Here is a 12,064-nt window from a genome sequence, read left to right on the forward strand (position 1 = left end):
GTCGTGGCGCGTAAAACTCCTATTGCACGTTATCGTAATATCGGAATTTGTGCTCACGTGGATGCTGGTAAGACTACTACCACTGAGCGTGTATTGTTCTATACGGGTCTGTCTCACAAAATTGGTGAGGTGCATGACGGTGCCGCGACTATGGACTGGATGGAGCAAGAGCAGGAGCGTGGTATCACAATCACTTCTGCGGCAACGACGTGTTTTTGGGCTGGCATGCAACAGCAATTCGACCAGCACCGAATCAATATCATTGATACCCCGGGGCACGTGGACTTCACTATTGAAGTTGAGCGTTCTCTTAGGGTGTTGGATGGTGCGGTTGTTGTGTTGTGTGGCTCTTCCGGTGTTCAGCCTCAAACGGAAACAGTATGGCGTCAAGCCAATAAATACCATGTACCGCGCATGGTGTTCGTTAATAAGATGGATCGTGCCGGTGCTGACTTCCGTAGTGTTGTCAGTCAGTTAAAAAGTCGCCTGGGAGCAAACCCGGTTCCTTTGCAAATGACCATTGGTGCTGAAGATGAATTTAAGGGCGTTGTTGACCTGATCAAAATGAAAGCCATCCTGTGGAACGAAGAAGACATGGGGATGACTTTTGATTACGCAGATATTCCAGCAGACCTTGTGTCTGAGTGTGAAGAAATGCGTGAGTATTTAATCGAGTCTGCAGCTGAAGCCTCAGAAGAATTGATGGAAAAATATCTGGAAGAGGGAGAGCTTTCAGAAGATGAAATTAAGCAGGGTATTCGTGCCCGTTGCTTGGCAAATGAGATTGTTCCTGTAATCGGTGGCTCAGCATTTAAGAACAAGGGTGTTCAAGCAATGCTGGATGCGGTTATTGAGTACTTACCTGCGCCAACTGAAGTTAAGGCAATTGAAGGTACGCTAGAGGATGGAGAAACTATCGAAACGCGTGAAGCGGACGATAATGCGCCTTTCTCGGCACTCGCGTTTAAAATCGCGACAGACCCGTTTGTGGGTACGCTGACTTTCTTCCGTGTTTATTCCGGTAAATTGGAGAGTGGGACAGCAGTATATAACTCTGTTAAGAGTAAAAAAGAGCGTGTTGGCCGTATGGTGCAAATGCATTCCAACAGTCGCGAAGAAATTAAAGAGGTTTTGGCCGGTGACATTGCCGCAGCAATTGGCCTAAAAGATGTGACTACAGGCGATACGCTTTGTGCAGAAAATGCAAAGATTATCCTGGAGCGTATGGAGTTTCCAGAGCCCGTTATCTCCGTCGCAGTAGAGCCTCGGTCCAAGGCGGATCAGGAAAAGATGGGTGTAGCCTTGGGTAAATTGGCTCAGGAAGACCCGTCCTTCCGAGTAAAAACCGATGAGGAAACCGGTCAAACTATTATTTCCGGTATGGGTGAGCTTCACCTGGATATTATTGTTGACCGTATGAGGCGCGAATTTAGCGTCGAAGCGAATATCGGTAAGCCTCAAGTGGCGTACCGCGAGCGTATTACGCGCACCAGTGACATTGAAGGCAAATTTGTCCGTCAATCTGGTGGTCGTGGTCAGTTTGGACATGTTTGGATTAAATTTGAGCCTGCGGAAGATACTAATGCCGAAGGTCTTGAGTTTGTAAACGAAATTGTCGGTGGTGTTGTGCCTAAAGAATATATCCCTGCTGTGGAAAAAGGTATTTCCGAGCAGATGCAGAATGGTATTCTTGCGGGCTATCCGTTGCTAGGATTAAAAGCAACACTTTACGATGGTTCTTACCATGATGTTGACTCTAGCGAGATGGCATTTAAAATTGCCGCCTCTATGGCAACAAAAAGGCTTGCCCAGGAAGGTGGCGCCGTGTTGCTTGAGCCAATGATGAAAGTTGAAGTCGTCACCCCGGAAGAGAATATGGGGGATGTTGTCGGTGACTTGAATCGTCGTCGTGGTTTGATTCAAGGTATGGATGAAAATCCATCTGGTAAGGTGGTAAATGCAGAAGTACCTCTGGCTGAGATGTTTGGTTACGCAACTGATTTGCGTTCGGCAACTCAGGGGCGTGCAACATTCACCATGGAGTTTGAGCGTTATGCTGAAGCGCCAAATAATGTTGCAGATGAGATCATCGCTAAAAATAGAACTGGCGAATAATTTTTAACTTAAACCTGCCTGCAAAGCTTTATCGTTGTCCTCTGTTGAGGAAGTCTTGCCGGCAGCAATTCACAATAGAGGGCACAGAAAGTGGCTAAAGAAAAATTTGAACGTAATAAACCCCACGTAAACGTAGGTACTATTGGTCACGTTGACCACGGTAAAACGACTTTGACAGCGGCACTGACGCGCGTATGTGCAGAAGTGTGGGGTGGAACAGCTGTAGCATTTGATGGTATTGATAATGCGCCAGAAGAAAGAGAGCGTGGTATTACTATTGCGACGTCTCACGTTGAATACGACTCGCCAACTCGCCACTACGCGCACGTAGACTGCCCAGGGCACGCCGACTATGTTAAAAACATGATCACTGGTGCTGCGCAAATGGACGGTGCTATTTTGGTATGTGGTGCAACTGACGGTCCAATGCCACAAACTCGTGAGCACATCCTTCTTTCTCGTCAGGTAGGTGTACCTTACATCGTTGTATTCTTGAACAAAGCTGACCTTCTTGCAGAAGACTGTGGTGGTGTTGATTCAGAAGAATACGCAGAGATGCTTGAGCTAGTAGAAATGGAACTACGTGAGTTGCTAGACACTTACGAATTCCCAGGTGACGACACACCAATCATTGCTGGTTCTGCTTTGATGGCACTTAACGGTGAAGACGATAACGGACTAGGTACTTCAGCGGTTAAGAAATTGGTTGAGACTCTAGATGAGTACATTCCTGAGCCAGAGCGTGCTATCGATGGTGACTTCATTATGCCAATCGAAGACGTATTCTCAATTCAAGGTCGTGGTACGGTTGTAACAGGTCGTGTTGAGCGCGGTATTGTTAAAGTTGGTGAAGAAGTTGAGATTATCGGTGTTAAAGAGACCACAACTACAACAGTAACCGGCGTGGAAATGTTCCGTAAGCTTCTAGACGAAGGCCGTGCAGGTGAGAACGTTGGTGTTCTTCTTCGTGGTACCAAGCGTGATGAAGTGGAGCGTGGTCAAGTATTGGCTAAGCCAGGTTCGATCACTCCTCACACTAAGTTCGAAGCTGAGGTTTACGTACTATCTAAAGATGAAGGTGGTCGTCACACGCCATTCTTCAAAGGCTACCGTCCACAGTTCTACTTCCGTACAACTGACGTAACAGGTGCTTGTGAGCTACCTGAAGGCGTGGAAATGGTAATGCCAGGTGACAACATTCAAATGTCAGTAACCTTGATCTGCCCAATTGCGATGGACGAAGGTCTACGCTTTGCGATCCGTGAAGGCGGTCGTACAGTGGGTGCAGGTGTTGTTGCTAAGATCATCGAATAATCGTTGATTTGAACTACACAAAAAAAGCCGCTTTTGCGGCTTTTTTTGTGTCTGTTGTGCGACCGTCTGAATGGATCGACATTAGCATGCCCCACGAGCAAAGCGAGTGCTTTGGGTGCCGTGACAAAAGTGCCCGGAGCAAATTCATGAATACCATCCATGGTATTCACCACAAGGGTTGCTTCGCAATGCAACTTTGTTCCCTGCAAAGTTGTTGAAGAGCCGCAGGTTCTCCCGTAGGGTGTAGGGCAGCATGCCCGGAGTAACAGGTCGTACAGTGGGTGCGGGTGTTGTTGTTAAGATCATTGAATAATCACTGATCTTTAATAAAAAAGGCTGCCTTGTGCAGCCTTTTTTCATGCTTGTGTAATAGGCTCTATCCGTTTTGGTGTTCAAAAATATCGCGGCTTGGTAAGCGTGCGTTGAAAAAATCTTGAGCTGTCATTTATTTGTTTTGATTAAAAAGGTCGCTATATCCGGCTTTTTTTGCGTGTGAACAGACTGTAGTTAAGGGTGGTTTGGATTGATTTTGAATGGAGGCAGGAAGATAGGTCGCTTAGCTGTATGGGGTTGAGAGGTAATAAAAAAGCACCCATAAAGGGTGCTTTTCAAAGGACTGCTTTGCAGCAGAAAAATCGAGAGATTTACTTTTTGGCTGCTTCTTTCTTTTCTTTCTCTTTGGCAATAACTTCTTCAGCTACCTGAGCAGGGCATGGTAGGTAATGAGAGAATTCCATAGAGAACTGACCACGACCAGAAGTCATAGTACGTAGGTGACCAATGTAGCCGAACATTTCTGCTAGAGGAACGTCAGCTTTAATGCGAACACCCGTTACACCAGCTTCTTGATCCTTGATCATGCCGCGACGACGGTTTAAGTCACCAATAACATCACCAACGTGATCTTCTGGTGTAAACACGTCAACTTTCATGATTGGTTCGATCAGTTGTGGGCCAGCCTTAGGCATGGACTGACGGTATGCGCCTTTAGCTGCAATTTCAAAAGCAATCGCCGAGGAGTCAACTGCGTGGTATGAACCATCATATAGCTCTACGTGAACATCCAGCATTGGGAAGCCGGCAAGTGGGCCTTCTTGCATCATGCTATTGAAGCCTTTCTCAATGGCAGGGAAGAATTCCTTAGGAACATTACCGCCCACAACGGTGGATTCGAATGTGAAGCCAGTACCAGGTTCATTTGGACGAATGCGGTAGTCAATCTTACCGTACTGACCGGAACCACCAGATTGCTTCTTGTGGGTGTAGCTGTCTTCAACTGATTGAGTAATGGTTTCTCGGTATGCAACTTGAGGTTGACCTACGTTTAGTTCAACGCCGTATGTGCGCTTAAGAATGTCCACTTTAATATCTAAGTGAAGCTCACCCATACCTTTAAGGATGGTCTCACCGGAGTCTTCGTCAGTTTCAACAACAAAGGAAGGGTCTTCAGAAACAAGCTTGCCGATAGCAATACCCATTTTTTCTGTCGAGCCTTTATCCTTTGGCGAAACAGCGATAGAGATCACTGGTTCAGGGAAGATCATTGGCTCAAGTGTACATGGCTTGTTTGGATCGCACAGTGTGTGACCGGTCTGAACGTTCTTCATGCCTACTACTGCGATGATATCGCCAGCTTGTGCGGAACTGATTTCTGTACGTTGATCAGCGTGCATCTCTACCATTCGGCCGATACGCTCAGTTTTACCTGTGTAGCTGTTGAGTACGGTATCGCCTTTTTGCATTTTGCCCGAGTAAATACGGATGAAGGTTAGAGCGCCGAAGCGGTCGTCCATAATCTTAAATGCAAGTGCACGAAGAGGCTCGTCGGCGCTAACTATTGCTACATCACCTGTTGGCTCACCTTTTTCGTCGGTAAGCGGCTGAGGATCAACCTCGGTAGGTGAGGGTAAGTAATCAACTACCGCATCCAGTATTAGTTGCATACCTTTGTTTTTAAAGGCGGAGCCGCAGAAGGTTGGGAAGAACGCAAGAGTGCGTGTGCCTTCGCGGATGCAGCGCTTAAGGTCATCTATAGAAGGTTCTTCGCCTTCCATGTATGCCATCATTAGCTCGTCGTCCATCTCAACAGCTGTTTCGATGAGCTGCTCGTGGTACTCATTAGTTTTTTCCACCATGTCTTCTGGGACATCGGTGATTTCGAAGTTTTCTGGTAGGCCTGTGTCGTCCCAGATGTAAGCTTTCTTGGTTAGGACGTCTACAACACCCACAAAATCATCTTCGGTGCCAATTGGCAGGGTCATAACAAGTGGCGTAGCGCCGAGCACTTTTTTAACTTGCTCAACAACTCGGTAGAAGTCTGCGCCTAGGCGATCCAGTTTGTTAACAAAGATAAGTCGGGAAACTTCTGATTCGTTTGCGTAGCGCCAGTTTGTTTCGGATTGTGGTTCAACGCCGCCGGAGCCACAGAATACGCCAATACCACCATCAAGAACTTTAAGGGAACGGTAAACTTCGACAGTAAAGTCAACGTGCCCTGGGGTGTCGATGACGTTTAGGCGATGGCCTTTCCAGAAACAGGTTGTAGCGGCGGACTGAATCGTAATACCACGCTCAGCTTCCTGTTCCATGAAGTCTGTAGTAGATTCACCATCGTGAACTTCACCGGTCTTATGAATTTTACCTGTGAGCTTAAGAATACGCTCAGTGGAGGTGGTTTTTCCCGCGTCAACGTGCGCGAAAATACCAATGTTTCGATATAAGGATAAGTCAGCCATTGCTTTACTCGATAGTCAGGGTTCAAAAATCGCGCGGAAGTATACAGGATGTTCAGGGTGGTTTTGAATAGAATTTCAGGTAAATGTGGCTGAAGTCCTGCAAAAGAAGCGCTTAAGGTTGATTTTTTCTGGTTTTTAGGGGGAATGGTTGCGGCAGGGTGGTTGGCTATATATAAAGAAGCAAGATTGTCATTCCTGTTGCGAGCTGAGCTTGGCTGGATATCGTTGTGCTCGGCCTGTTTTGCGAGCGTTTTTTACGCTTTTTTTAATATATTGTCCTTGACACTCCTTTTCTCAGTCTCTAGAATGCGCGCTCATTTCGCACGGCTCCGGGCTGTCTGGGGTGCGGCGATTGTTCTTTAAAAAAACTGGAGTTTGGTTCAGATGCAGAATCAGCGCATTCGAATTCGTTTGAAAGCTTTCGATCACAAGTTGATTGACGCTTCCACACAAGAGATTGTTGATACAGCAAAGCGCACCGGTGCTCAGGTTAGAGGTCCAATTCCTCTTCCTACTCGCAAAGAGCGTTTTACTGTTTTGATTTCGCCGCACGTAAACAAAGACGCGCGAGATCAGTATGAAATTCGCACCTATAAAAGGTTGCTGGATATAGTGGAACCTACAGAGAAAACAGTAGACGCATTGATGAAATTAGATCTTGCGGCTGGTGTTGAGGTTCAAATCAGTCTGGGCTAATAACTCCACTTTTTGCTTTTTGGCAATAATGCTCAAAAGGTGGTGTAACGCTCTGAAATGGGCGGCCATAGCGGGTTAAAGCCCCGTACACTGAGAGGTTTAAGAGATGACGATTGGTATTGTCGGCCGCAAAAGCGGTATGACTCGTATATTTACAGAAGAAGGTAATTCTGTTCCTGTCACTGTGGTTGAGGTAGAGCCTAACCGCATCACTCAGGTTAAGAACGTAGAAACCGATGGTTATTCTGCTGTGCAGGTAGCTGTAGGGTCTCGTCGAGCCTCCCGTGTTAATAAGCCAGTTTCTGGTCACTACGCTAAGGCGCAAAGCGAAGCAGGTCGTAGACTATTCGAATTGCGTAATGATCTTGGCGGTGAGTTTGAAGTTGGTGGTCAAATTACTGTTGAAGCTTTTGAAGCTGGACAGAAAGTTGACGTAACGGGCACATCAAAAGGTAAAGGGTTTCAAGGCGGCGTAAAGCGTTGGAACTTCCGTATGCAAGACGCAACTCACGGTAACTCATTATCGCACCGTGCTCCTGGTTCTATTGGTCAGTGCCAAACTCCAGGTCGCGTTTTTAAAGGTAAAAAAATGGCTGGTCACATGGGTGCTGAGCGTACAACGACTCAAAACCTTGAGATCGTTAAGGTCGATGTTGAGCGTAACTTGCTTCTTATAAAAGGGGCAGTGCCTGGAGCTCCAGGTGGCGACATCATTGTTCGTCCTGCTGTTAAGTTGCGTAACAACGGTTAAGTATCCTGGGGGAGTCGACCATGGAATTAAGTATTGCTACGCCTGAAGGTGCTAAGGGTACGGTTTCAGTATCTGAGGTGGCTTTTGGTAAAGAGTTTAATGAAGATCTAGTGCATCAGGCGGTTGTTGCTTATACAGCAGCGGCTCGTCAGGGTACAAAAGGTCAAAAAAATCGTTCTGCGGTTTCTGGTGGTGGTAGAAAGCCTTTCCGTCAGAAAGGTACCGGCCGGGCGCGTGCGGGGACAATTCGTAGTCCGTTGTGGCGTTCAGGTGGTGTAACGTTTGCTGCAGAAAATCGCAACTTTGAGCAGAAGCTCAACAAGAAAATGTACCGCGCTGCATTGCGCTGCATTCTTTCTGAGTTGAATCGTCAGTCTCGTTTGGTTGTGGTTGAAGAGTTTGATGTAGAGGCGCCGAAAACAAAAGGTTTGGTGCACAAGCTGGCTCAGTATGACTTGTCAGACGTGTTGATCGTGTCAGATGAAGTGAGTGAAAACTTATATTTGGCAGCACGTAACTTGCACAAAGTTGAAGTTCGTGATGTTGCTGGTGTTGATCCAGTGAGCTTGATTCGTTTTGAGAAAGTTGTTGTGACTGTGTCTGCTCTTAAGAAGCTAGAGGAGGCATTAGCATGAGTCAGGAAAAGCTATACAAAGTCTTGCTAGGACCTGTGATTTCTGAAAAATCTGCGATCGTTGCAGAAGATTCAAATCAGGTTGTGTTTAAAGTGCTTAAGAATGCTACCAAGCAAGAAATCAGTGCAGCGGTAGAAAAATTATTTGATGTCAAAGTTGAAGACGTCCGGGTTTTAAACGTAAAAGGTAAAACCAAGCGTACGCGCCACGGTATGGGGAAGCGTTCGGATTGGAAAAAAGCTTATGTGCGTTTAGAGCAAGGTCAAGAAATCGACTTTGCGATAGCGGAATAAGGAGCGGGTACACATGCCGATTGTAAAACGTAAACCCACGTCAGCCGGTCGCCGCTTCGTAGTAAGTGTTGTTAATCCGGATTTGCATAAAGGTAAGCCTTATGCGCCTTTGCTTGAGAAAAAGAGCAAGTCTGGTGGCCGTAATAATGATGGTCGAATCACTACTCGTCACGTAGGTGGTGGTCATAAACAGCATTACCGCGTTATCGACTTTAAGCGTAATAAAGATGCAATTCCTGCGAAGGTTGAACGTCTCGAATACGATCCAAATCGCAGCGCAAACATTGCTCTAGTTTGCTATGCCGATGGTGAGCGTCGATACATTATCGCTCCTAAAGGTTTAGAGGTTGGTCAGCAGATTGAATCCGGTGATGCTGCAGCGATTAAATTGGGGAATACACTTCCTATTCGCAACATTCCTGTTGGTTCAATTATTCACTGTGTGGAATTGAAGCCAGGTAAAGGTGCTCAGTTAGCGCGATCTGCTGGTACTTCCGTTCAGCTTGTTGCAAGAGAAGGTCAGCATGCATCTCTACGTTTACGTAGTGGTGAAATGCGTAAGGTTCCTGTTGATTGTCGTGCAACACTAGGTGAAGTATCCAATGGTGAGCACAACTTGCGCTCTCTTGGTAAGGCTGGTGCTACTCGTTGGCGTGGTGTTCGTCCAACTGTTCGTGGTGTTGCTATGAACCCGGTAGATCACCCGCATGGTGGTGGTGAAGGTCGTACTTCCGGTGGTCGTCATCCTGTGACGCCTTGGGGTGTGCCTACTAAGGGTTATAAGACTCGTAGCAATAAGCGTACTGATAAGCTGATTGTACGTCACCGAAATAAAAAGTAATTTTTAAGGGCTGAGCTCTGGCTCAGCCGGGTTTAAAAGAGAGGAAGTTACAGTGCCACGTTCACTGAAGAAAGGTCCTTTTATTGATCACCACTTGTTGGCTAAAGTGGAGACAGCAGTAGAAAAGAATGATCGTCGTCCAATTAAAACTTGGTCACGTCGTTCAATGATTCTTCCAAATATGGTGGGTCTGACCATTGCTGTACATAACGGCCGTCAACACGTACCTGTGTTGGTTAACGAAGAAATGGTTGGTCATAAACTAGGTGAATTTGCGGCGACTCGTACCTATAAGGGTCACGCAGCAGACAAAAAAGCGAAGCGCTAGTAGCTTGGCGGGGTAGAACGATGGAAGTAGCAGCAAAATTAAAAGGTGCTGGCATGTCAGCACAAAAAGCTCGCTTGGTTGCCGATCAAATTCGTGGCAAATCCGTTGAGGAAGCTCTAGACCTTCTAACGTTTAGCACAAAGAAAGGTGCACATATCGTTAAAAAGGTACTGGAGTCTGCAATTGCAAACGCAGAGCACAACGAAGGCGCTGACGTCGACGAGCTAAGGGTGTCCACTATTTTTGTGGACGAAGGTTTAACTATGAAGCGTATTAGGCCGCGTGCGAAAGGTCGTGCAGACCGCATTCTTAAGCGCACTTGCCATATTACCGTGAAAGTAGCGGATCAATAAGAGAGCGGACTTATGGGTCAAAAAGTACATCCAACTGGTATTCGACTTGGTATTGTTAAAAAGCATACATCAACTTGGTATGCGAACAAGTTAGAGTACGCAGATAAGTTGAACGAGGACTTGCAGGTTCGAGATCTTATTCAAAAGTCGTTAGCTCATGCATCGGTTAGCCGAATTGATATTGAGCGTCCGGCGAATACTGCAAGAGTAACGATTCACACTGCTCGCCCTGGTGTTGTAATTGGTAAAAAAGGCGAGGATGTTGAAAAGCTTCGCGCCGAAGTTAGCAAGATGATGAACGTTCCTGTTCAAATCAATATCGAAGAAATTCGTAAACCAGATTTGGATGCTGCTCTTGCTGCTCAAAGCGTTGCTTCGCAACTTGAGCGCCGTGTTATGTTCCGTCGTGCTATGAAACGTGCGGTACAAAACGCAATGCGCCAAGGTGCAAAAGGCGTAAAAGTACAGGTGGGTGGTCGTTTGGGCGGTGCAGAAATTGCTCGTACTGAATGGTATCGAGAAGGTCGAGTACCTCTTCACACACTTCGTGCAGATATTGATTACGCTACCGCCGAAGCTTCTACAACTTATGGCATCATCGGTGTCAAAGTTTGGATCTTCAAAGGCGAAGTTATCGGCGGCTTAGAAGAAGCTGAGCCAACTCAAAAGAAAAAAGGTGCTAAGAACAATTAATTGTTCTGGTGTTAGAGATTTAGGTAAGGGTTAAGCAAATGCTGCAACCAAAACGTACAAAATTTCGCAAGCAACAAAAAGGGCGTAACCGTGGATTGGCCCACCGTGGCTCTAAGGTTAGCTTTGGCGAGTTCGGCTTAAAGTGTCTTGAGCGTGGTCGTTTAACTGCTCGTCAAATTGAGGCTGCTCGTCGTGCAATGACTCGTCACGTAAAACGTGGCGGTAAAATCTGGATTCGTGTTTTCCCAGACAAGCCAATTACTGAAAAGCCTTTGGAAGTTCGTCAAGGTAAAGGTAAGGGTAACGTTGAATACTGGGTATGCCAACTTCAGCCTGGTCGCGTTTTATATGAAATGGAAGGCGTATCTGAAGAGCTAGCACGCGAAGCTTTCGCGTTAGCGGCAGCTAAGTTGCCAGTTAAAACAACTTTTGTTAAGCGTACGGTGATGTAATGAAAGCTGCAGATCTTAAAGATAAATCAGTTGAAGAGTTGAACGCAGAGTTGATTTCTCAATTGGAATCTCAGTTTAAACTCCGCATGCAAAAGTCGACTGGTCAATTGAACCAAACACATTTGTTAAAACAAACACGTCGCGATATCGCGCGTATCAAAACCGTTCTCGCTCAAAAGAACGCTGCAAGCGAGGCGTAAGGTAGAGATATGTCTGAAGTTAAAAAAGAAGCTCGTACCCTTAGCGGGAAAGTAGTTAGCGATAAAATGGATAAGTCGGTTACTGTGTTAATCGAGCGCCGTGTTAAGCATCCGATTTACGGAAAGTACGTCAGTAAATCTTCTAAGTTGAAGGCTCACGACGAGAAAAACGAATGTAACATCGGTGATTTAGTTACTATCGCTGAGTGTCGTCCGTTGTCTAAAACCAAGTCTTGGACTCTGGTTTCAATCGACGAACGCGCGACTAAGATCTAGTTGGAGATAGACGATGATCCAGACAGAAAGTTATCTTGACGTTGCTGATAACAGTGGTGCCCGCCGCGTTATGTGTATCAAAGTGTTGGGCGGCTCACATCGTCGCTACGCTCGCGTTGGAGACATTATTAAAGTTACCGTTAAAGAAGCAATTCCTCGCGGTAAAGTAAAAAAAGGCCAGGTGATGAAGGCCGTTGTTGTAAGAACGAAGAAAGGTGTTCGTCGTCCAGACGGTTCGCTAATTCGTTTTGACGATAACGCGGCAGTTCTACTGAATAACCAGGATGCACCGGTTGGGACTCGTATTTTTGGCCCAGTAACCCGCGAGCTTCGTGGTGAAAAGTTTATGAAGATCGTCTCTTTGGCGCCTGAAGTACTTTAG

15 protein-coding genes are annotated in these 12,064 nt (G+C 46.4%); 14 read left to right on the forward strand and 1 reads right to left on the reverse strand.

What is annotated here, in order from left to right; translation table 11 throughout:
• Nucleotides 1-3: 3 nt before the first annotated feature.
• Both fusA (P5V12_RS00740) and tuf read left to right on the forward strand, forming a co-directional pair.
• Nucleotides 4-2,115: an elongation factor G gene (fusA, locus tag P5V12_RS00740; protein ID WP_316955322.1), complete on the forward strand. Its 2,112-nt coding sequence runs from the start codon at nt 4-6 to the stop codon at nt 2,113-2,115.
• Between the two features lie 90 nt (nt 2,116-2,205).
• Complete coding sequence (gene tuf, locus P5V12_RS00745; RefSeq protein ID WP_316955323.1) at nt 2,206-3,429, forward strand: elongation factor Tu; 1,224 nt, start codon at nt 2,206-2,208, stop codon at nt 3,427-3,429.
• Between the two features lie 644 nt (nt 3,430-4,073).
• Here tuf and fusA (P5V12_RS00750) read toward each other — a convergent pair.
• On the reverse strand, nt 4,074-6,164 hold the full coding sequence (gene fusA, locus P5V12_RS00750; protein ID WP_316955324.1) for an elongation factor G: 2,091 nt from the start codon (nt 6,162-6,164) through the stop codon (nt 4,074-4,076).
• A 384-nt stretch (nt 6,165-6,548) separates the two neighbouring features.
• Here fusA (P5V12_RS00750) and rpsJ point away from each other — a divergent pair, with 384 nt between their 5' ends.
• The 12 genes from rpsJ (at nt 6,549) to rplN (ending at nt 12,064) form a co-directional block, all read left to right on the forward strand.
• The gene (gene rpsJ, locus P5V12_RS00755; protein ID WP_085158858.1) at nt 6,549-6,860 is read left to right on the forward strand and encodes a 30S ribosomal protein S10; all 312 of its coding nucleotides are present in this window, start codon (nt 6,549-6,551) and stop codon (nt 6,858-6,860) included.
• Between the two features lie 106 nt (nt 6,861-6,966).
• Entirely contained in the window at nt 6,967-7,611 is a 645-nt protein-coding gene (gene rplC / locus P5V12_RS00760) for a 50S ribosomal protein L3 (RefSeq protein ID WP_316955325.1), read from the forward strand.
• A gap of 20 nt (nt 7,612-7,631) precedes the next feature.
• The gene (rplD, locus tag P5V12_RS00765) at nt 7,632-8,246 is read left to right on the forward strand and encodes a 50S ribosomal protein L4 (protein WP_316955326.1); all 615 of its coding nucleotides are present in this window, start codon (nt 7,632-7,634) and stop codon (nt 8,244-8,246) included.
• On the forward strand, nt 8,243-8,539 hold the full coding sequence (gene rplW, locus P5V12_RS00770) for a 50S ribosomal protein L23 (RefSeq protein WP_316955327.1): 297 nt from the start codon (nt 8,243-8,245) through the stop codon (nt 8,537-8,539). The genes rplD and rplW overlap by 4 nt, the downstream gene beginning before the upstream one ends.
• 13 nt (nt 8,540-8,552) lie before the next feature.
• Nucleotides 8,553-9,380 carry a 50S ribosomal protein L2 gene (rplB, locus tag P5V12_RS00775; protein WP_316955328.1) on the forward strand — a complete coding sequence of 276 codons (828 nt, stop codon included), beginning with the start codon at nt 8,553-8,555 and terminating at the stop codon, nt 9,378-9,380.
• 52 nt (nt 9,381-9,432) lie between these two features.
• A complete protein-coding gene (rpsS, locus tag P5V12_RS00780) occupies nt 9,433-9,708 on the forward strand; it encodes a 30S ribosomal protein S19 (protein WP_316955329.1) in 276 nt (91 codons plus the stop codon).
• 20 nt (nt 9,709-9,728) lie between these two features.
• Nucleotides 9,729-10,061 (forward strand): 50S ribosomal protein L22, encoded by a 333-nt coding sequence (gene rplV / locus P5V12_RS00785; protein ID WP_316955330.1) that lies wholly within the window; start codon nt 9,729-9,731, stop codon nt 10,059-10,061.
• A gap of 12 nt (nt 10,062-10,073) precedes the next feature.
• Nucleotides 10,074-10,754 carry a 30S ribosomal protein S3 gene (gene rpsC, locus P5V12_RS00790; protein WP_316955331.1) on the forward strand — a complete coding sequence of 227 codons (681 nt, stop codon included), beginning with the start codon at nt 10,074-10,076 and terminating at the stop codon, nt 10,752-10,754.
• Nucleotides 10,755-10,792: 38 nt separating this feature from the next.
• On the forward strand, nt 10,793-11,206 hold the full coding sequence (rplP, locus tag P5V12_RS00795) for a 50S ribosomal protein L16 (protein WP_316955332.1): 414 nt from the start codon (nt 10,793-10,795) through the stop codon (nt 11,204-11,206).
• Nucleotides 11,206-11,406: a 50S ribosomal protein L29 gene (gene rpmC / locus P5V12_RS00800; protein ID WP_316955333.1), complete on the forward strand. Its 201-nt coding sequence runs from the start codon at nt 11,206-11,208 to the stop codon at nt 11,404-11,406. The genes rplP and rpmC overlap by 1 nt, the downstream gene beginning before the upstream one ends.
• 9 nt (nt 11,407-11,415) lie before the next feature.
• Complete coding sequence (gene rpsQ, locus P5V12_RS00805) at nt 11,416-11,682, forward strand: 30S ribosomal protein S17 (protein ID WP_316955334.1); 267 nt, start codon at nt 11,416-11,418, stop codon at nt 11,680-11,682.
• 13 nt (nt 11,683-11,695) lie between these two features.
• Nucleotides 11,696-12,064 carry a 50S ribosomal protein L14 gene (rplN, locus tag P5V12_RS00810; RefSeq protein ID WP_316955335.1) on the forward strand — a complete coding sequence of 123 codons (369 nt, stop codon included), beginning with the start codon at nt 11,696-11,698 and terminating at the stop codon, nt 12,062-12,064.

The organism is Teredinibacter sp. KSP-S5-2, assembly GCF_032773895.1.
Classification (GTDB): domain Bacteria; phylum Pseudomonadota; class Gammaproteobacteria; order Pseudomonadales; family Cellvibrionaceae.

Coding starts and splice junctions, on each gene's coding strand:
- fusA (WP_316955324.1), bottom strand. CDS start 6,164: ATGGCTGACTTATCCTTATATCGAAACATTGGTATTTTCGCGCACGTT.
- rpsJ (WP_085158858.1), top strand. CDS start 6,549: ATGCAGAATCAGCGCATTCGAATTCGTTTGAAAGCTTTCGATCACAAG.
- rplC (WP_316955325.1), top strand. CDS start 6,967: ATGACGATTGGTATTGTCGGCCGCAAAAGCGGTATGACTCGTATATTT.
- rplD (WP_316955326.1), top strand. CDS start 7,632: ATGGAATTAAGTATTGCTACGCCTGAAGGTGCTAAGGGTACGGTTTCA.
- rplW (WP_316955327.1), top strand. CDS start 8,243: ATGAGTCAGGAAAAGCTATACAAAGTCTTGCTAGGACCTGTGATTTCT.
- rplB (WP_316955328.1), top strand. CDS start 8,553: ATGCCGATTGTAAAACGTAAACCCACGTCAGCCGGTCGCCGCTTCGTA.
- rplV (WP_316955330.1), top strand. CDS start 9,729: ATGGAAGTAGCAGCAAAATTAAAAGGTGCTGGCATGTCAGCACAAAAA.
- rpsC (WP_316955331.1), top strand. CDS start 10,074: ATGGGTCAAAAAGTACATCCAACTGGTATTCGACTTGGTATTGTTAAA.
- rplP (WP_316955332.1), top strand. CDS start 10,793: ATGCTGCAACCAAAACGTACAAAATTTCGCAAGCAACAAAAAGGGCGT.
- rpmC (WP_316955333.1), top strand. CDS start 11,206: ATGAAAGCTGCAGATCTTAAAGATAAATCAGTTGAAGAGTTGAACGCA.
- rpsQ (WP_316955334.1), top strand. CDS start 11,416: ATGTCTGAAGTTAAAAAAGAAGCTCGTACCCTTAGCGGGAAAGTAGTT.
- rplN (WP_316955335.1), top strand. CDS start 11,696: ATGATCCAGACAGAAAGTTATCTTGACGTTGCTGATAACAGTGGTGCC.